At 62.4% G+C, this 20,411-nt stretch carries 14 protein-coding genes; 9 read left to right on the top strand and 5 right to left on the bottom strand.

Features of this window, described 5'->3' with window-relative positions:
* Positions 1–82: 82 nt before the first annotated feature.
* On the top strand, positions 83–1,876 hold the full coding sequence (locus ACYP2A_RS08730) for a sigma-54-dependent Fis family transcriptional regulator (protein WP_459744442.1): 1,794 nt from the start codon (positions 83–85) through the stop codon (positions 1,874–1,876).
* A 2-nt stretch (positions 1,877–1,878) separates the two neighbouring features.
* Here the strand turns inward: ACYP2A_RS08730 and ACYP2A_RS08735 are convergent, their stop codons facing one another.
* Genes ACYP2A_RS08735 through gnd form a run of 4 tightly spaced genes read right to left on the bottom strand, consistent with a single transcriptional unit; the run spans position 1,879 to position 7,086 of the window.
* Positions 1,879–3,705, bottom strand: a complete 1,827-nt coding sequence (locus tag ACYP2A_RS08735; RefSeq protein WP_459744443.1) for a glycoside hydrolase family 15 protein — start codon at positions 3,703–3,705, stop codon at positions 1,879–1,881.
* Between the two features lie 24 nt (positions 3,706–3,729).
* On the bottom strand, positions 3,730–4,554 hold the full coding sequence (locus ACYP2A_RS08740; RefSeq protein ID WP_459744445.1) for an HAD family hydrolase: 825 nt from the start codon (positions 4,552–4,554) through the stop codon (positions 3,730–3,732).
* Positions 4,547–6,073, bottom strand: a complete 1,527-nt coding sequence (gene zwf, locus ACYP2A_RS08745) for a glucose-6-phosphate dehydrogenase (protein ID WP_459744447.1) — start codon at positions 6,071–6,073, stop codon at positions 4,547–4,549. Before zwf ends, ACYP2A_RS08740 begins: the two co-directional genes overlap by 8 nt.
* The gene (gnd, locus tag ACYP2A_RS08750; RefSeq protein ID WP_459744620.1) at positions 6,073–7,086 is read right to left on the bottom strand and encodes a phosphogluconate dehydrogenase (NAD(+)-dependent, decarboxylating); all 1,014 of its coding nucleotides are present in this window, start codon (positions 7,084–7,086) and stop codon (positions 6,073–6,075) included. The genes zwf and gnd overlap by 1 nt, the downstream gene beginning before the upstream one ends.
* Positions 7,087–7,374: 288 nt before the next feature.
* Between gnd and ACYP2A_RS08755 the strand changes: the two genes are divergently transcribed.
* On the top strand, positions 7,375–7,536 hold the full coding sequence (locus ACYP2A_RS08755; protein ID WP_459744449.1) for a DUF6026 family protein: 162 nt from the start codon (positions 7,375–7,377) through the stop codon (positions 7,534–7,536).
* Positions 7,537–7,571: 35 nt separating this feature from the next.
* On the opposite strand, the gene ACYP2A_RS08760 is transcribed toward ACYP2A_RS08755, so the two are convergent.
* Positions 7,572–8,063 (bottom strand): GNAT family N-acetyltransferase, encoded by a 492-nt coding sequence (locus ACYP2A_RS08760; protein ID WP_459744451.1) that lies wholly within the window; start codon positions 8,061–8,063, stop codon positions 7,572–7,574.
* A gap of 582 nt (positions 8,064–8,645) precedes the next feature.
* On the opposite strand from ACYP2A_RS08760, the gene glgA reads away from it, so the two are divergent.
* From glgA to ACYP2A_RS08795, 7 genes are all read left to right on the top strand, one after another.
* Positions 8,646–10,235 carry a glycogen synthase GlgA gene (gene glgA / locus ACYP2A_RS08765; protein ID WP_459744452.1) on the top strand — a complete coding sequence of 530 codons (1,590 nt, stop codon included), beginning with the start codon at positions 8,646–8,648 and terminating at the stop codon, positions 10,233–10,235.
* A 17-nt stretch (positions 10,236–10,252) separates the two neighbouring features.
* The gene (treZ, locus tag ACYP2A_RS08770) at positions 10,253–12,064 is read left to right on the top strand and encodes a malto-oligosyltrehalose trehalohydrolase (protein ID WP_459744454.1); all 1,812 of its coding nucleotides are present in this window, start codon (positions 10,253–10,255) and stop codon (positions 12,062–12,064) included.
* Positions 12,057–14,135, top strand: a complete 2,079-nt coding sequence (gene malQ, locus ACYP2A_RS08775) for a 4-alpha-glucanotransferase (RefSeq protein WP_459744458.1) — start codon at positions 12,057–12,059, stop codon at positions 14,133–14,135. The genes treZ and malQ overlap by 8 nt, the downstream gene beginning before the upstream one ends.
* A complete protein-coding gene (locus ACYP2A_RS08780) occupies positions 14,132–16,921 on the top strand; it encodes a malto-oligosyltrehalose synthase (RefSeq protein ID WP_459744459.1) in 2,790 nt (929 codons plus the stop codon). Before malQ ends, ACYP2A_RS08780 begins: the two co-directional genes overlap by 4 nt.
* A 17-nt stretch (positions 16,922–16,938) precedes the next feature.
* Positions 16,939–17,340 carry a DUF2934 domain-containing protein gene (locus ACYP2A_RS08785; RefSeq protein WP_459744461.1) on the top strand — a complete coding sequence of 134 codons (402 nt, stop codon included), beginning with the start codon at positions 16,939–16,941 and terminating at the stop codon, positions 17,338–17,340.
* A 165-nt stretch (positions 17,341–17,505) separates the two neighbouring features.
* The gene (gene glgX, locus ACYP2A_RS08790; protein ID WP_459744462.1) at positions 17,506–19,677 is read left to right on the top strand and encodes a glycogen debranching protein GlgX; all 2,172 of its coding nucleotides are present in this window, start codon (positions 17,506–17,508) and stop codon (positions 19,675–19,677) included.
* On the top strand, positions 19,674–20,411 hold a 738-nt coding region (locus tag ACYP2A_RS08795), incomplete at its 3' end, for an acyl-CoA dehydrogenase (protein WP_459744463.1). The genes glgX and ACYP2A_RS08795, both read left to right, overlap by 4 nt.

The following is a 20,411-nucleotide window of genomic DNA, read 5'->3' on the forward strand; positions in this document are numbered from 1 at the left end:
TCGGTGACTTCTGAGGCTTTACACAGGTGGCTGCGCGGGGTTTTACTCAGCAGCCACGACTAATAAAAATCAGGGTGCCTTGATGGATAGCTTGCTGCTGACCGATCCCCAGCGCCTGGCCGGCGCCCGCCGGCTTTTGTTTGAAGGCGCGCCATTGCCTGCCGGACTGTTGCCTGAGCCGGTTGCCCGCTCCTGGGAGCGCTCGCGCGATGCCGGGCTGAGCCCGTGGGAGTCGCGCCTGCACCGTCCCGACGTCACCCTTTTCGACCTTGATGACAGCGACCGGCAACTGGGCGCGTGCGTGCAGCCTGAATTCGAGCGTCTCTGGCAGGTGTTTGGCGGCCAGTCGTGGACGCTGTTCTGCGTCAATACCCGAGGTGTAATCATCCAGTCCCGGCATGCCGGCCCCATGGATGCGCTGGAGCCGTTGCAGATCGGCCGGCGCGTACACGAAGCGGACATCGGCACCACCGCGCCCAGTTGCACCCTGGCCGAAGACCAACCCGTCGTGCTGCACGGCTGGCAACATTACCTGAGCGAATTCGAGCGTTTCTTCTGTGTGTCGATGCCGGTGCATGGCGTGCACGGCGAACTGATCGGCGCGCTGGACATCACCGGCATTGGCGAACGCAATGCCCAGGCCGTGCTCGACCAGTTACGCCTCGCCGCCATGGCCACTGAAAACCGCCTGTTTGCACACCTGGGCGACTGCCAGATCCTTAGCCTGCAACACGACCCGCGCCTGATCGGCACGCCCCTGCAAGGCTTGTTGGCTCTGGATGGCGACGGCCACATTCACGCCGCCAACGGCACCGCCCGACGGCTGCTGGGCATGCCCGCGGGGCTGGCTCACTGGCAGCAGTGGTTTACCCGCGACCCCAGCCTCGACGCACAACGTCACACACCGGGCCTGGTACGGCTCAACGACGGTTCCTGCCTGTATGCTCATGCGCTGGGTGCAAGACCGCACAACACCGCCACCCGTTACCACGGCGATCACTCGCCAGTGGGCCGCGACCCACAACTCAATCGCCAGTTCGAGGCCGCGCGCAAAGCCTTTGCCGCCAGCATCCCGGTGCTGCTGCTGGGCGAAACCGGCACTGGCAAAGAAGTGTTTGCCCGCGCCTTGCATGGCGAAGTCTGCCCCGACGCGCCATTCGTGGCGATCAATTGCTCGGCGATTCCGGAAAGCCTGATCGAGGCAGAGCTGTTCGGCTACAGCGACGGGACCTTCACCGGGGCGCGCAAAGGCGGCGCCAGTGGCCGGCTTGAAGAGGCTCACGGCGGCACGTTGCTGCTGGATGAAATCGGCGACATGCCAGCGCCCTTGCAGACGCGCTTGTTGCGCGTGCTGCAAGAGCGCCGGGTGACCCGCCTCGGCAGCTCGGAGAGCCGGCCGCTGGACGTGCGCCTGATCAGCGCCACGCACTGCGACCTGCCGGCGCTGATCGGCGAACGACGCTTTCGTGAAGACCTGTACTACCGGCTCAACGGCCTGACCGCGCATTTGCCGGCGCTGCGCGAGCGCAAAGACCTGCATCACCTGATCGATACGCTGCTGCGCCAACACGGTAAAAACCGCCTGCACCCGGACAGCCTGGCTTCTCTGCTGGCCCAGCGCTGGCCGGGCAATATTCGGCAGCTGGAACAAACCCTGCGGCTGGCCAGCGCCCTGGCAGAAGACAGCGGTGAAATCCTGCCCGAACATTTATGCGGACTGCCAGCGGGTACCATGGCCCCGGCTTTATCGCTCAAGGCAGCGCAGCAGCGAACCATACAGGACACCTTGCAGGCCAACGGTGGCAATATCTCCGCCACCGCACAAGAGCTGGGTATTTCGCGCACCACGCTGTACAAGAAATTGCGTGAGGTATGATCTCAGCCCGCTTCCACCACTTCCTCGCCGCTGCGTTCCCTGACCGGGCAAGGCGCTTCGGCGCGGTGCAGGTTCAAAGCGGTGTTGATGATGCCGATATGGCTGAAGGCCTGAGGGAAGTTGCCGAGCATGCGCTGGTCCTTGACGTCATATTGCTCGGCCAGCAGCCCGACGTCGTTGCACAGCCCGCACAGGCGCTCGAACAGGGCGCGGGCTTCGTCCATGCGCCCCAGCAGCACATACACGTCGGCTAGCCAGAACGAACAGACCAGGAACGTGCCCTCGCCGCCCGCGACCCCGTCGTGGCTGCGCTCGGCGTCGTAGCGCAGCAACAGGCCGTCCTGCATCAGGGTGCGTTCGATTTCAGTCACGGTGCCGAGCACACGCGGGTCATCGGCAGGCAAAAAGCCGGTCAGGGCAATTTGCAACAGGCTGGCGTCCACGGTCTTCGAGCCGTAAGACTGCACAAAGCAGCCCAGGCTTTCGTCATAACCATGCTTGCAGACATCGGCATGGATTTCGTCGGCCACATCGCGGCAGCGCTGGGCCAGGCGGCGGTCACGGTCAGTGGTGGCCAGGCTTGCCAGTTGCTTGGCATTACGGTCGAAGGCCACCCAGGCCATGACTTTGGAATGGGTGAAGTGCCGGGGCTCACAACGGATTTCCCAGATGCCGGCATCCGGCTGGCGCCAGACTTTTTCCAGATACGGCATGACCAGCCGCGAGATGCCAACACCGCGCGGGTGTTGGGGCATACCGCTGCGCGTGGCATGGGTCATGGCATCGGCCACTTCGCCATAGACGTCCAGTTGCATCTGCGTGGCGGCGCCATTGCCGACCCGCACCGGTTTCGAGCCTTCGTAGCCGGCCAGCCACGGCAGTTCGTACTCCTGCAGCCGTCGCTCGCCGCCCAGGCCGTACATGATCTGAATCTGCTCGGGGTTACCGGCGATCGAACGCAGCAGCCAGTCACGCCAGGCCGTAGCTTCTTCGAGATAACCCAGGTTGATGAACGCCAACAACGTCATGGTTGCGTCGCGCAGCCAGCAGTAGCGGTAGTCCCAGTTACGCTCGCCGCCCAGTTCTTCGGGCAACGAGGTAGTGACCGCCGCGACGATACCGCCGGTGGGCAGGTAAGTCATGGCCTTGAGGGTGATCAGCGAGCGCTTGACCTGTTCACTCCAGGCGCCGACTTCCGGACAATGCCCGGAGAAATCCAGCCAGAAGCGCGTGGTGTCCTTGAGCGCCTGCTCGACATCGAGCGCAGCCTGTACCGGCTCATTGGAAGGTTGCCAGGCGATACAGAAGGTCTTGCGCTCACCGGCTTGCACATGAAAACGGCTGCCGGTGTGGTGGTCCTTGGGGTGCAGATCGACCGGGCTGTGCAGCACCAGCATGTCGGGGCCGGCAACAGCAGTCAGCACATGTGGCTCACGTTTTTCGACCCAGGGCACGGTGCTGCCGTAGTCGAAGCGAATCGCCAGGTCCATGACGAACTCGACCTGCCCTTCAAGCCCGACCACGCTGCGCACCACGTGGCCTTGGGTGTTCATGGGCATGAAGTCGACCAGCATGGCACGGCCGGTCGCGGTGTGGAATTCGGTCTCCAGAATCAGCGTGCCGTCCCGGTAACGCCGCTCGGTGCGCGTGACCTCGGCGGCCGGAGCGATTTTCCAGCAACCGTTGTCGCTGTCGCCCAGCAAGGCGGCAAAACACGCCGGTGCATCGAAGCGCGGAAAGCACAGCCAGTCCAGCGAGCCATCGCGCGATACCAGTGCTGCGGTCTTGCAGTTACCCAACAGGGCATAGTCTTCGATCAGTGCAGCCATGACGGGTTTTCCTTCTGCTAAACGTTAATCTTTCACCTCGCGCGGCAGCAGATAGCGGTCTATCGCTTGTGCCACACCGTCCTGCTGATTGCTGGCGGTCACCCGGTCAGCCTCGCTGCGCACATCGGGACGCGCCTGGCCCATGGCAATTGACAACCCGGCGACGCGAAACATCGCCACGTCGTTGTGGCCATCGCCGATCGCGGCGGTCTGCGCCAGCTCAATCCCCAGGTGATTGGCCAAGGCGCGCAGGGCATCGCCCTTGTTGGCCTGCAAGGCGGTGATGTCGAGGTAGTAATCCTGTGAGCGGGCCGCCAGAGCGAGCCCGTCAAGTTGTGCGGCCATCTGGTCTTCGAGCGCCTTGAGGCCGGCAAAGTCGCGGCTGGAGGCGACGATCTTGTCGACGCGATCCATATATGGCGTGAAGCTGTCGACCTGCACCGGGTCATAGCCCAGTGCGCTGCGTTCATGTTCGACGTAATCGCCCTCGAGGTCGCGCAGCAACCATTGACCGTCGGCGAAGACCCAGACCGCTACGTCATGCCCGGCAAACGCCTCCAGGCACAAGCGCACGGCCTGGGGGTCGATGTGATGGGCCACCAGCACGCTGCCATCCGGATTGACCAGCGTGCCGCCATTGAAGCCGGCGGTGGGCAGATCGAGTTGCAACTGCTCGACCACCTGACGCATCGCCCGTGGCGGGCGGCTGCTGGCCAGGGTGAAGGCAATGCCCGCCTCGCGCAGGCGGCCGATGGCCGCCACCGTTGCAGGACTCAGACTGTGATCGGGTTGCAGCAGGGTGCCGTCCATGTCCGACAACAGCAGGCGAATCGTGGAGGGTTCAGCCATCGATAGGCCGCCATTCACGTTCGTCGTTGCGCAGCAGTTCATCGGCCGCCTCCGGTCCACTGCCGCCGGCAATGTACGGCTGAACCTCGGGGTGCTTGCTCCAGGCATTGAGGAACGGCTGCACGGCGCGCCAGCCGTTTTCGATGTTGTCGGCGCGCTGAAACAGCGTCTGGTCGCCGGTCAGGCAGTCGTAGATCAGCGTTTCATAGCCGGTCGAGGGCTGCATTTCGAAGAAGTCCTTGTAGGCAAAGCCCAGCTTGACGTCTTCCATGTCCAGCGTCGGCCCCGGCCGCTTGGCCAGCAGGTCGAACCACATGCCTTCGTTGGGCTGGATCCGGATGCGCAGAAAGTTGGGCTTGAGCCGGTCGACCGAGGTATCGCGAAACTGCGCATAAGGCGCCGGCTTGAAGCAGATGGCGATCTCGGTGCTGCGGGTGCTCAGGCGCTTGCCGGTGCGCAGGTAGAACGGCACGCCGACCCAGCGCCAGTTGTCGATCATCACCTTGAGCGCCACATAGGTTTCGGTATTGCTGTCGGGCTCGATCCGGTCTTCATCCCGATAGCCCGGCAGGCCTGCGCTCTTGTTCTCGGTGTACTGGCCGCGCACCGAGTTGGCCAGCGCTTCCATCTCGCTCCAGGGCCGAATGGCACCGACCACCTTGGCCTTTTCACCGCGTACCGCATCGGCGCCGAACGCAGCCGGCGGTTCCATGGCGACCATGGCCAGCAACTGGAACAGGTGATTGGGCACCATGTCACGCAAGGCACCGGTGTTCTCATAGAAACCGGCACGGGTGCCGACGCCGACGGTTTCAGCCGCCGTGATCTGCACGTGATCGATGTAATGGTTGTTCCAGAACGACTCGAACAGGCCGTTGGAGAAACGGCTGACCAAAATGTTCTGCACCGTTTCCTTGCCCAGGTAATGGTCGATGCGATAGATCTGCTTCTCGCTCATGACCTTGAGCAGGCTGGCGTTGAGCGCCATGGCGCTCTCGAGGTCGTGACCGAAAGGCTTTTCGATCACTACACGGCGAAACACGCCGCCGCGCTCCTTGAGCAGCTTGGCGCTGCCGAGACGCTTGGCCACTTCACTGAAAAAACGCGGCGCGGTGGCCAGATAAAACGCGGCGTTACCGGTGCCGGTGCTTTCGATCTTGGTGGCAATGGCCTGGTAGGTGCTGTCTTCGAGAAAGTCGCCCTGAATGTAGCTGATGCGCGACGCCAGCCGCTGCCACAGTTCAGGGTCGAGGACTTCGCCACCCTCGGTGTTCTTTTTCGCGCCTTCCTCACGAAGAAAGGCTTCGAGCTTTTGCGCGAATTCTTTATCGGTGGCGGCGTTGTGGTCGACACCGACGATGTGCAGGTTGTCGTCGACCAGACCGTCGCGGGTCAGATTGCACAGCGCCGGCATCAGCAGGCGCTTGACCAGGTCGCCATGGGCGCCGAACAGAAACAGAGTGGTGGGTGGTGCAACTTCCGGAGTTTTTTCAGTTTCAGTCGAACGCCCAAGACCCATTATTTAACCTCCTTGTGACCACCGAAACCGAAGCGCATGGCGGAAAGAATCTTGTCGGCATAGGTGCTTTGCTGACGCGAGCGGAAGCGCGCAAACAGGGCGCTGGACAGTACCGGTGCCGGTACGGCCTGCTCGATGGCGGCTTCGATGGTCCAGCGACCTTCACCGCTGTCGGCCACCGAGCCCGAATAGGCATCAAGGGCCGGATCGCTGGCCAGTGCATCGGCGGTCAGGTCCAGCAGCCAGGACGACACCACGCTGCCGCGACGCCAGACTTCAGCGATATCGCCAACGTTGAGGTCGAAGCGCTGTTCGGCCGGCAGATGCTCGGAGTTCTTTTGCTTGAGGATGTCGAAGCCCTCGGCGAAGGCCTGCATCATTCCGTACTCGATGCCGTTGTGGATCATCTTGACGAAATGCCCGGAGCCGGCAGGACCTGCGTGGATATAGCCCTGCTCGGCACGCGGGTCGGCCGCAGCATCGCGATCGACAGTGCGCGGGATGTCGCCAATGCCCGGCGCCAGGGTGGCGAACAGCGGGTCGAGGCGTTCGACGATGGCCTGCTCGCCACCGATCATCATGCAGTAGCCACGCTCCAGGCCCCAGACGCCGCCGGAGGTGCCGACGTCGACATAGTGCAGGTCTTTCTGCGCCAGGCTCTGGGCACGACGGATGTCGTCCTTGTAGAAGGTGTTGCCGCCGTCGATGATCACGTCATCGGGCTCGAGCAACTGGCTCAAGGCCTCGATGGTCTGCTCGGTCGGCTCACCGGCCGGCAGCATCACCCAGACGGCGCGTGGCGCCTGCATGGCGGCGACCAGGCCGGCCAGGTCGGCGGCGGCTGTAGCGCCTTCGGCGGCCAGGGTGGTGCGCGAGGCTTCGTCACGGTCGTAGACGACGGTGGTATGGCCACTTTGCATCAAACGTCTGGCGATATTGCCGCCCATGCGGCCAAGTCCAACGATCCCGAGTTGCATGAAGTGGTGCTCCCTGAGGCATGTTCTTTGAGAAATAAAGCTTCACGGTATACGAAGCTGAGAGGCATGCAAGTTAGTCCGGCCGGGGCACTGATCGTTCCCGTCCAAGCTGAACCTGCGCTGTCGCCCGGTTATGGGTGCCCAATGGGCACTGTGTCATCACGAAGACAAAAGTCACGCGACCGCAAAAAATAAAAAAGTTTCAATCACCTGCGAAAGAAATCAGAATCGCCGCCGATAGAGGGGACGAGCAAGGGCGAGTCGGGGACTGACGGTCATTGCGATAGCCTTTCTGACGTCAATCCGCCATTTGCGAGGTGAGCAATGGGCACCGTACTACCAGCACTTGCACCACAAACCCTGTATGTCACCATCCGCCGCGACGAACTGCGCGCCCTTAAAGAAGAGCGTGCGCAATTGCAGCACCAGCTGGCGCAAATGACCCAGTTGCTGCAACAAGCCCGCAGCAACGTCCCGACGGCCTGATTAGCGCCACACGTCATTGACGGTGCGCCGCACCGTCAAAGCGACTTCTGCCAGAACAGCGCCCGGCCCATTGCCGGGTCGAGCTGATACCCCTCGAAACCCTGCTTTCTGTAAGCCGCCAAGGCCACGTCATTGCCCTCCAGCACTTCGAGGGTCAGCTTGCAGCAGCCGCGCTGGCGCGCGATTTCTTCGACCTTGGCGAGCATCTTCTGGCTGATGCCCTGCCCCCGGTACTGAGCCAGCACCACGACGTCATGAATATTGACCAACGGGCGGCAGGCGAAGGTTGAAAACCCCTCGAAGCAGTTGATCAGCCCCACCGGCTCGCCGGCAATAAAGGCCAGTACGCTGAAGGCATGCGCACGCTTGGCCAGTTCTTTGGCCAGTTGCTGGCGGGTGTCCATAGGCAGCGGCTCGCCGCCGCCCATGACGTCCTCGGCATAGTGATTGAGCACAAAACCGATGGCATCGGCATGGACCGGATTGGTGTAGCTCGCTTGCAGTACCAGCACCTCTGGGGATTGCATGGGGTTCCTCGTCACAATCGGCAGGCAGAATCGCCATATGCCCTGTTACTGGGCATGGGGCGGGCGATTCTAGCGCGACAACGACGAAATTGATCAGGTTGGCGTGCAGGAATTTTCAACAAAAGCACAGGAAATCACTACCACATGGTCAAGGAAATGTCTTACAGCCAACAATTGCTGAGCGCGAAGCAGTCATCTGCCTGCCTGGCAGCATCACCAGCAGCCTCGCTACTCGCCCCGAATAGAATTCCGACGAGCGGTAGCCAACACTCCTTTCAGCCTTACATGTGCGTTTCAGACCCTTCATTTTCAAGCTTTTTACACAATCGCAAGGCGCCCAAGCCGCAGGCCAGACATTGGCGCGTAAAAAAGTCGAAACTTCTGAAAAAGTGCCGGGTCATCTGCTAAGAGCCGCCTATGCTGGGAAATGACCTTGCTCATGGTGCTGATTACCCTGTCCTTGAAACTGCACAGACAGTAAACGGGTATTGATCTTGCGTGACAATGTTTGACCGGCCACAGGACATGGCCCGGGAATCAGGGAAACACTGCAACAACACTTGTATTCAACGGGAGAACACGATGATAAGCGCCGCTGTAAAAACCCAGCAGGGAGAGAGTTTTGGTCAGCCGGCCAGCGAGCTGAGTCATCTTCCGGTACTGGGCAGACCCCAGGTACCTGTGCTGCATTTGCCGGCTACACCGCAACATACGATTTCGCAGGTCAATCGCCGCAAGGTGCTGTTTGTCACCTCCGAGCTGGCCGACCTGGTCAAGACCGGCGGGCTGGGCGATGTTTCTGCCGCCCTGCCTCGTGCCATGCGCCATCTGCACGATGTCCGGGTGCTGATTCCCGGCTACCCGCAAGTGATCAATAGCGGTAATCCGATTCATATCATCAGCGAACTGGGCGGCTACGCCGCTTTGCCGCCATGCAAGATCGGTCGTATGGACATGAAGGACGGTCTGGTCATTTATGTGTTGATCTGCCCGGAGCTGTACGAGCGCCCAGGTACGCCTTATGGCGACAGCAATGGCCGTGACTGGAACGACAACCACATCCGCTTTGCCCGTCTGGGTCTCGCCGCTGCCGATTTCGCAGCCGGTGCAGTCAAGACCCAATGGTGCCCGGAACTGGTGCACGCCCACGACTGGCCAGCCGGCCTGGCGCCGGCTTACATGCGCTGGCGCGGTCAAAGCACCCCAAGCATTTTCACGATTCATAACCTGGCCTACCAGGGCACGGTCAGCCCGACGACGTCGCGCGAGCTGGGTATTCCCGAAGAAGCTCTGGGCAGCGAAGGCATGGAGTTTTACGGCAAGCTGTCGTTCATCAAGGCTGGCATGGCTTACGCCAGCCACATCACCACGGTCAGCGCCACCTATGCCAGAGAAATCACCACGCCCGAGTTCGGCTGTGGCCTGGAAGGCTTTCTGCAAAGCAAGGCCGACAAGGGCCAGCTCAGCGGTATTCCCAACGGTATCGATGCCAGCTGGGATGCGGCCACCGACCAGCACCTGATTTGCCACTTCGCCCCCAACGAATGGCTGCGCAAGGAGATCAACGCCGATTACGTGCGCGAGCTGTTCGAGCTGGAGCCGTCCAAGGGCCCGTTGTTCGCCGTGGTTTCACGGCTGGTTTATCAAAAAGGCCTGGACCTGACCATTGGCGTGGCCGAGCACATTGTCGCCAACGGCGGGCAGATCGCGATCATCGGTTGCGGTGAACCGGAAGCCGAAGAGTCGATGCGTGAACTGGCAGCACGTTTTCCTGGCCGGATCAGCGTTCGGGTCGGCTTCAACGAAACCGATGCACGACGCATGTTCGCCGGCAGCGACTTTTTGCTGATGCCGTCGCGTTACGAACCTTGCGGCCTGAGCCAGATGTACGCCCAGCGCTTCGGTTCGCTGCCGGTGGCACGCAATACCGGCGGGCTGGCCGACACCATCGAAGACGGCGTGACCGGCTTTCTGTTCAACGAGTCGAGCGTCGAGAGCTATGCCGAAGCCCTTAACCGTGCGTTCAAGGTCTTTGAAAACACCGAGCTGCTCAATGCCATGCGCTGCCGCGCCATGGCCGCCCCTTTCAACTGGCAACAAGCGGTCGAACCCTACGCCGATCTTTATCAGGACTTGCTGAAGAAAAATCAGGGTGTTGCCCTGCATTACTGACAGACACGAGGTTACGGATGCCCCTGCGTACAGAATCTGACTGGCGCCACGGCGCCGTTTTGCTGGACCCTGAACACACACGTTTTGCCCTCTGGGCACCGGATGCAGACACCGTCACCCTGTTGCTCGACAACGGTCAGGCGCTGGCAATGCCAGCCCTGACCGAGGGTTGGTTCGTGCTCGAAACCCATGCACCGGCCGGTACCGGGTACCGCTTCAGGATCAACGACCAGCTTGAAGTGCCCGACCCCGCCTCGCGTTTTCAGGCCGGCGATGTACACACCCGGAGTGTGGTGGTCGACCCGACGGCCTGGCACTGGCAACACCCTGACTGGCAGGGCCGCCCCTGGCACGAGGCGGTGATTTACGAGGTGCATGTCGGCGCCCTTGGCGGTTACGCCGGCGTCGAAAAGCACCTGCCACGGCTGGCTGCACTGGGCGTCACGGCAATTGAACTGATGCCACTGGCGCAATTTCCCGGCGAGCGCAACTGGGGCTACGACGGCGTCCTGCCTTATGCACCCCAAGCCTCCTACGGGACTCCCGAACAACTCAAGCAATTGATCGACGCCGCCCATGGTCACGGCCTGGCGGTGATTCTCGACGTGGTCTACAACCACTTCGGTCCCGACGGTAACTACCTCGGTCAATACGCCAGCGAATTCTTCCGCACCGACAAACACACCCCTTGGGGTGATGCCATCGATTTTCGTCGTCCTGAGGTGCGCAGCTTTTTCATCGACAACGCCGTCATGTGGCTCAATGAATACCGCTTCGACGGCTTGCGCCTGGACGCCGTACACGCCATCAAGGATGCGACCTTCCTTGAAGACTTCGCCCTGCATGTACGCGCCGCGATCAAGCCGGGCCGACATGTATGGCTGAATCTTGAAAACGAGTTCAACGAAGCCCACCGCCTTGAACAAGGCTTCGACGCGCAGTGGAACGATGATGGGCACAACACCCTGCATGTGCTGCTGACCGGCGAAACCGACGCTTATTACCAGGATTTCGCCAAACACCCGACGCAAAAGCTGGCACGCCTGCTGGGTGAAGGTTTTGTCTATCAGGGCGAGACCACCCGCCACGGCCACGCGCGCGGTGAACCGAGCGCGCACTTGCCGCCGACCGCGTTCGTGCTGTTCTTGCAGAACCACGACCAGATCGGTAACCGCGCCCTGGGTGAGCGCCTGCCCCGTCTGGCGCCTGCGCAAGCGTTGCAGGCGGCCACCGTACTGCTGTTGCTGTCGCCGATGATCCCGATGCTGTTCATGGGTGATGAATGGGCGGCCAGCGAGCCGTTCCTGTTTTTCACCAGTCACCATGGCGAACTCGCCGATGCCGTGCGCGAAGGTCGCCGTAACGAATTTGCCGACTTTGCCGCCTTCGCCGACCCGGAGCGACGCGAACATATTCCCGACCCCAACGACCCGCTGACCTTCGAAGCCTCGAAACCGTCCGTGGCCGCGCTGGATCTGGATACCGACATCGGCGCGGACCATCGCCGGTGGCTGGAGCTGTATCAGCGCCTGCTGCGCATCCGCCACGACGAAATCATCCCGCGCCTGCCCGGTAGCTTTGCCTTGGGCACCGAGGTACTGGGCGACGGCGCGGTCAGCGCACGCTGGCAACTGGGTGATAGCCAGGTCTTGCGTATTGACCTCAACCTCGGCGAACAGGCAGTCAACACGTTGCCTACGCCCGGCGAAAGCGTGCTTTTCGCCAGCCCGCAACATTCGATCGAACCTTCGCGAAACGGCATCCTCGAACCCTGGACAGCGATTGTCAGCCTGACAGCCCATGATGTAGCGGAGACTCGGGATGAGTAATGAACAACTGGAAAAACTCGCCACTCAGGCTGGCCTGTCGGTGCACTGGGTCGATGCCAATGACCGGCCGCAGACCGTCAGCCCCGAGGTATTGATCAAGGTTCTCGACGCGCTCGGCTACGCCGCCGACAGCCGCGAAGCCATCGACGCCAGCCTGCAACGCTTGCAGACCGAACGCCTGGGCGGCAGCGCCCCACCGCTGCTGACGGTCGAGCAGAACACCGCGCTGAATCTATCGGCATGGTTTGCACCCAACACCGCGTTTACCCTGCATCTTGAAGACGGTACCTCGGTTCAGTCGCAACTGACCGATGATGCCGAACTGCCCGCTCAGACAACCATCGGCTATCAACAGCTGTCGATTGCCGGGCAGACCCTGACCATCGCTGTAGCGCCGCCCAGTGCCTGGAGCATGGCAATGGCCTGTGACGACCCAGTGCCGCGCGCCTGGGGCTTGAGCGTGCAGGTTTACAGCCTGCGCCGTGAAGGCGATGGCGGTTTTGGCGACACCCAGGCGCTGGAAACCTTTGCCCGCAGTGCCGGTGAGCGCGGCGCCGATGCGCTGGCGATCAGCCCGCTGCACGCGATGTTTGCCAACGACCCGCACCGCTACAGCCCGTACTCACCGTCCAGCCGGCTGTTCTTCAACAGCCTGTATGCCTCCCCTGGCACGCTGCTGGGCGAACGCGCCTGGCGCCAGGCCATCGAAGACAGCGGCCAGACCGAAGAACTCAAGCGCCTGGAGCAACTGACGCTGATCGACTGGCCCGCTGCCGCCAAAGCCAAATGGCAGGCGCTGCGTGCGCTCTATGAAGGCTTTATCGCGGGTGATCATCCGTTGCAGGAAGACTTCAACAGCTTTCGCCATAAGGACGGTGAGGCGCTGGAAAATCACTGCCGCTTCGAAGCGATCCGCGAGCAGTCCGACACGCTGGGTTTGAGCGGCAACTGGCACGAATGGCCGGACGACTTCAAGCAACCGGGCAATGCGGCCGTGGCCGCGTTTGCTGCTGAGCATGTCAAGGAAATCGGCTTTCATGCCTTCGCTCAATGGCTGGTGGCCCGTGGTCTTGAGCGCGCGCAAACCGCCGCACGTGCAAGCGGCATGCGCGTTGGCCTGATCGCCGACCTGGCCGTAGGCGCCGACGGCGCTGGCAGCCAGGCCTGGAGCCGTCAGGACGAATTGCTGTCGGCACTGAGCGTGGGCGCGCCGCCCGACATTCTCAACCGTGCCGGGCAAAGCTGGGGCATCTCGGCGTTTTCGCCCGAAGGCCTCAAGCGCAATGGTTTTCGCGCCTTTATCGAAATGCTGCGCGCCAGCTTCGCCCACGCCGGCGGCTTGCGCATCGACCATGTGATGGGCCTGCAACGCTTGTGGGTCATTCCACTGGGCAGTGCCTCCAGTGAAGGCGCCTACCTGAATTTCCCGCTTGACGACATGCTGCGCCTTTTGTGCCTGGAGTCGTGGCGGCACAAGGCGGTGGTGCTGGGTGAAGACCTCGGCACGGTGCCGGCCGGCCTGCATGAAAAACTGTCGAGCCGGGCGATTCTGGGCATGCGTGTGCTGTTGTTCGAACAACGCAACGGCCACTTCAAGCCGATTCTCGACTGGTCGCCCGATGCACTGGCAACCACCAGCACGCATGACCTGCCAACCCTGACCGGCTGGCTCAACGAACTGGACATCGAATGGCACAGCCGCCTGGGCCACGTCGATGCGCAAGCCCAGCAACACTGGCGGCAGGAACGCAGCCGCGAGTACGACGGCCTGCGCCAGGCCTTGAGCCAGAACAACCACAACTTTGCGGCGACCACCGAAGACAGCAGCCTGATCATCGACGCCAGTATTCGCTACCTGGGGCATACCCGTGCGCCGCTGGTACTGCTGCCGATCGAAGACGCGCTGGGCGTGCTGGAACAGGCCAACCTGCCCGGCACCATCGACAGCCACCCCAACTGGCGACGCAGGCTGTCGCCAACCCCGATTACCCTGCTTGATCAGGAAGACGCTGCACGGCGCCTTGAACTGTTGTCACAGGCCCGTCAGCAAGCCGCGGAGCGTGACAAATGAGTGCGACTTCTCCCCTGCTGCGCGCGACCCAGCGCCTGCAGTTTCACAAGGACTTCACCCTCGACGACGCCGTCGCCCTGGTGCCGTATTTCGCCCGCCTGGGTATCAGCCACATTTACGCATCGCCCTTGCTCAAGGCTCGCGCCGGCTCCATGCACGGCTACGATGTGGTCGACCCGACCGTGATCAACCCGGAACTGGGGGGCGAAGACGCCCTGCGCCGGCTGGTCGTGGCCTTGCGCGAACACAAGATGGGCCTGATTCTGGACATCGTTTCCAACCATATGGCGGTCGGCGGCGCCGACAATCCGTGGTGGCTCGACCTGCTGGAATGGGGGCGCGGCAGCCCGTTCGCGATTTTCTTCGACATTCAATGGCACTCGCCGGACCCGTTGCTCAAGGGGCAATTACTGCTGCCGTTTCTGAGCGACGACTACGGCAAGGTCTTGCAGACAGGCGAAATCCCGCTGCGCTTCGATGCCGATGCAGGCCGCTTGTACATCGAGCATTACGAGCACCACTTCCCGATTTGCCCGGTCAACTACGGCGAGGTTCTGCAAAGCGCCGATCACCCGGTCCTCACCGAACTGGCCGAGCGCTTTACGGCGCTGGCACAGTACCCGCAAGCCTACGAACGCGCCCGCCAGTTGCGCAGCCAGCTGGCTGAAGCCGTGCGTGAGCCTGCCGTGCTCAAGGCGCTGCAAAGCGGCCTGAAGGACTGGGACTCCAGTCAGCCTGAGGGCTTCAAGCGCCTGCATCAGTTGCTCGAAGACCAGCATTACCGGCTGGCCAGCTGGCGCACCGCCGGTGATGACATCAACTGGCGACGCTTTTTCGATATCAACGAACTGGGAGGCCTGCGCGTCGAGCGCCCGGCCGTATTCGAAGCCACTCACGGCAAGATCTTTCAGTTGATCGCCGAAGGTCTGGTCGACGGCCTGCGCATCGACCACGTCGACGGCCTTGCCGACCCACGCGGTTACTGCCGCAAGCTGCACCGCCGCGTGCAAGGCCTGCTGGCCCAGCGCCCGGCCGAGGCACACCTGGCACATCTGCCGATCTACGTCGAAAAGATCCTGGGCAGCGATGAAGCCTTGCGCCAGGACTGGTCGATCGACGGCACCACCGGTTATGAATTCATGAACCAGGTGTCGCTGCTGCAACACGATCCCAAGGGCGAGGCGCCGTTGGGTGAGCTGTGGAGCCAGATCAGCGAACGCACTGCGGTGTTTGCCGAAGAAGAGCTGGTGGCACGCGACCTGGTGCTGCACGGCAGCCTGGCCGGCGACTTCGAGAACGTTGCCCAGGCGCTGCTGAAAGTGGCGCGCAGCGACCTGATGAGCCGCGACCTGACCTTGGGCGCGATTCGCCGCGCCTTGCTGGCGCTGGTGTGTAATTTTCCGGTGTATCGCACCTACATCAGCGTGTGCGGGCGCTCAAGCGAGGACGAACAGGTCTTTCAACAGGCCATGGAAGGTGCGCGCACCCAACTCGGCGAAGGCGACTGGCCGGTGCTGGAGTGGTTGCAACGCTGGCTGGGCGGCACCTCATGGCGCTCATTGCCACGCGGTCCGCTGCGCAAGCTGTACCGCAATGCCGGCGTGCGCTTTCAGCAACTGACCTCGCCGGTGGCGGCCAAGTCGGTCGAGGACACCTCGTTCTATCGCTCGGCGGTGCTGCTGTCGCGCAATGACGTGGGCTTTCATCCCGGGCACTTCAGTGCTGCGCCTGCGGACTTCCATGCGGCCTGTGAGGCGCGTCACGCGCACTTCCCCAACAACCTGCTGGCCACCGCCACCCACGACCACAAACGCGGCGAGGACACCCGTACGCGCCTTGCTGTGCTTAGCGAACACGCTGGCTGGTACGCCGAGCAGGTCGAACGCTGGCGGCAACTGGCGCAGCCGCTCAAGGACGGCGAGGTCAACATCAGCGGCGGCGATGAGTTGATGCTGTATCAGGCGCTGCTGGGCAGTTGGCCGCTGGATCTTGAACTGGATGACGAGCGTGCCCGCCAAGACTATTTCGAACGCCTGAGCCGCTGGCAGGAAAAAGCGCTACGCGAGGCCAAATTGCAAAGCAGTTGGGCGGCGCCGAACCAGGCCTATGAAAGCGCCTGCCGCGCCTTTCTCGAACGTGTGCTGCTGGCCCCTGAAGGGCAATCGCTGCGCCAGTCGCTGGGCGCCACCGCGCAACGGATCGCCACCGCCGGCGCCTTGAACAGCTTCGCCCAGGTGCTGCTGCGCATGACCGTGCCGGGCGTACCGGACCTGTACCAGGGCACCGAATTCTGGGACTTCAGCCTGGTCGACCCGGACAACCGTCGTCCGGTCGACTACCAGGCCCGTGCACAAGCCCTGGCCGCCACTGCGCCGGCAAGCGAACTGCTGAGCCGCTGGCGCGACGGGCACATCAAACAGGCCCTGATCGCCCGCACGCTGAACCGGCGCGCCGCCCAGGCGGAACTGTTCGCCAATGGCGACTATATTGCTCTGGAAGTGCGCGGTAGCCACGCCGACAAAGTGCTGGCGTTTGCCCGTCTCTGGCACAACCAATATGCCGTTGTTCTGGTACCGCGCAACTGCACTGAACTATTGGGCACTGCGCCAACTCCATTCATACAGACCGACGGTTGGGGCGATACATGCGTAATCCTGCCGTTTGCCGAGCCTGATCAGTCCTTGCAAGGGTTGTTCGATGAAAGGCTCAGCCTGAGTGGGAAGGCGTTGGCGCTCAGTACTGCGCTCAAGGAATTTTCCGTAAACCTGTTCATCCAAACCTTGTAATAGCCGGGAGTGTCGAGATGAGTGCCGACGAAAAGAGAATCCGCGAATTCGCGTATCAGATATGGGAATCGGAAGGTAAGCCCCACGGCCAGGACAGTCGTCACTGGGAGATGGCGCGCAAGCTGGCCGAGGCGCAAGCCCTGGCCCCTGACAAAAGCCCTGCGCGCAAAGCCAGCAAACCCAAACTGCCCGCCGTCGACGGTGTTGCAGAAGGCAAACCGGTTCCGGCCAAACCTGCCGCCAAAGCCGCAGCGGCCGCCAAACCGGCTGCCAAGGCAGCACCTAAACCTGCTGCAAAGCCCAAGCCGGCTGCGGCGGCATCGGAAGCGCCGGCCAAGCCTGCGGTGAAGCCTGCAACCACGACTGAACAACCACCAAAGCCTGCCGTGAAAAAACCTCGCAAGCCCGCCGCGCCTTAACGTCCGGCGATTCCGTGCCGCAGCGCCAGTGGGCACCCTGCCCTGGCGCTGACGGCTTTGACTCGATTGCTTTTTCTCGACCTTGTCGGGCCGTGGCCGCGATAACGGGAACGGCCGCCCGGAAAACCACATTTCAAGCATTAATTTCTAATTCAGGACATACCCATGAGCACGTCGTCGAAAAAAGCATCCCATGAAACCCCTGAATCCAAACCTTCGATTTCCCGCCTGCGTGAAGGCCTGCCCTTTCCACTGGGCGCCAACTGGGACGGGCTGGGCGTCAACTTCGCCCTGTTCTCGGCCAACGCCACCAAGGTCGAGCTGTGCCTGTTCGACTCCACCGGCGAAGTCGAACTGGAACGTATCGAGCTGCCCGAGTACACCGATGAGATCTTTCACGGTTACCTGCCCGACGCCCATCCAGGGCTGGTTTACGGCTATCGGGTATACGGCCCTTACGATCCGGCCAACGGCCACCGTTTCAACCACAACAAACTGCTGATCGACCCCTACGCCAAACAACTGGTCGGCGAACTGAAATGGTCCGAGTCGCTGTTTGGCTACACCATCGGTCACCCCGATGGCGACCTGAGCTTCGACGAACGCGACAGTGCGCCTTTCGTGCCCAAGAGCAAGGTCATCGACCCTGCCTACACCTGGGGCCGCGACCAGCGCGTCGGGACGCCATGGGACAAGACCATTCTTTATGAAACCCATGTGCGTGGTTACACCAAACTGCACCCTTCGGTGCCCGACGAATACAAAGGCACCTTTCTGGGCCTGAAAGTCCCGGAAGTCATCGAGCACATTCGCAAGCTGGGCGTGACCTCAGTCGAGCTGTTGCCCATTCATGCCTTCGTCAACGACCAGCATTTGCTGCAAAAGGGCATGACCAACTACTGGGGCTACAACAGCATTGCGTTCTTTGCCCCGGACCCGCGTTATCTGGCGCACGGCAAGATCGCCGAATTCAAGGAAACCGTCGCCCACCTGCACAAGGCCGGCCTTGAGGTGATTCTCGACGTGGTCTACAACCACACCGCCGAAGGCAACGAACTGGGCCCGACCCTGTCGATGCGCGGCATCGACAACGCCTCGTACTACCGCCTGATGCCGGACGACAAGCGCTTCTACATCAACGACTCGGGTACCGGCAACACCCTGGACCTCAGCCACCCGTGCGTGCTGCAGATGGTCACCGACTCGCTGCGCTACTGGGCTTCGGAAATGCACGTCGACGGCTTCCGCTTCGACCTGGCGACCATTCTGGGCCGCTATCACGATGGCTTCGACGAGCGTCACAGCTTCCTGGTCGCCTGTCGCCAGGACCCGGTGCTGCGTCAGGTCAAGCTGATCGCCGAGCCGTGGGACTGCGGCCCTGGCGGCTATCAGGTCGGTGGCTTTCCGCCAGGCTGGATGGAATGGAACGACAAATACCGCGACACCGTACGCGCCTTCTGGAAAGGCGACGAGGCGCAACTGCCGGACTTCGCCGCACGCCTGACGGCCTCGGGCAACATGTTCAACCAGCGTGGCCGGCGTCCGCAGGCGTCGGTGAACTTCATCACCGCGCATGACGGCTTCACCTTGCACGACCTGGTGTCGTACAACGACAAGCACAACGAAGCCAACGACGAAAACAATCAGGATGGCAGCAACAACAACCTGTCCTGGAACCACGGTGTCGAAGGGCCGACCGAAGACGCCGACATCAACACCTTGCGCCTGCGCCAGATGCGCAACTTTTTCGCCACCTTGCTGCTGTCACAGGGCACGCCGATGGTGGTGGCCGGTGATGAATTCGCCCGCACCCAGCACGGCAACAACAATGCGTATTGCCAGGACAGTGAAATCGGCTGGATCAACTGGAACCTGGACAGCGACGGTGAAGCGCTGCTCAAGTTCGTCAAACGGGTGATCAAGCTGCGCCAGAGCTACCCGATTCTGCGTCGCAGCCGCTTTCTGGTCGGCGAGTTCAACGAAGAGATCGGCGTCAAGGACGTTACCTGGCTGGCACCCGATGGCAATGAAATGAGCGTCGAGCAGTGGCAGGACCGCAACGGCCGCTGCCTGGGCATGCTGATGGACGGCCGCGCCCAGGAAACCGGTATCCCTCGCCCGGGCGCCGACGCCACGTTGCTGCTGGTGGTCAACGCGCACCACGAAGGCATTGACTTCACCTTGCCCGAAGTTCCGGAAGGCACGCATTACACCTGCCTGATCGACACCAACCAGGATGAGGTGCCACGCAAGAATCGTCTTGAGTTCGGCAACGCTTACGCGGTCGCACCGCGGTCCTTGCTGCTGTTTGAACTGCAACGCGAAGATCAGGCGTGAACAGCGCGCTGGCGGTGTTTCTGAAGCAGCACCCGCTGCTACGGGCGGGCACCGCCGAGTTAAGCGTGTGCCTGCAAGCCCTTGTTACCGAAGGGCTTGATCGCCTGCCCTTGCCTGGCGCCGGAGCAACGCTGGCGCGCTGGCAGGCGCTGGCGTGTGTGGCCGGCCATGACCTAGGATTGTGCAAGCTGTACGAAGGCCACACCGATGCGCTGGCGATCATGACTGAACTGGGTGCACCGCCGGTGGCTGACGGCAGCACCTGGGGCATGTGGGCCGCCGAACCACCGCAGGCCCGGGTTCGGGTCAGCGGTAACGGCGATACTTTGCGCCTGGACGGTCTGAAAGCCTGGTGCAGCGGCGCGACGGTGCTTAGCCACGCGCTGCTGACCGCCTGGGACGAGCAAGACCGCCAGCAACTGGTGGCGGTAGCGCTGGAGCAACCGGGCGTGCATGTCACGGATGATGGCTGGTGCGCCGTGGGCATGGGCGCCACGGCCAGTGTCGAGGTGCGCTTCGAGCAGGCCATGGCCTGGCGGGTCGGCGAGCCCGGGGCCTATCTGCAACGCCAGGGCTTCTGGCAAGGCGCTATCGGCATTGCCGCGTGCTGGTATGGCGCGGCACAGGCTCTGGCGCTGCACTTGCCGCGCCAGCTTGCCCGTCGTGAAGAACCCCACGCGCTGGCGCACTTGGGTGCGGTAGATGCGGCGCTGTACAGCGCCGCACGGGGGGTG

This window comes from Pseudomonas sp. 3A(2025) (assembly GCF_054589175.1).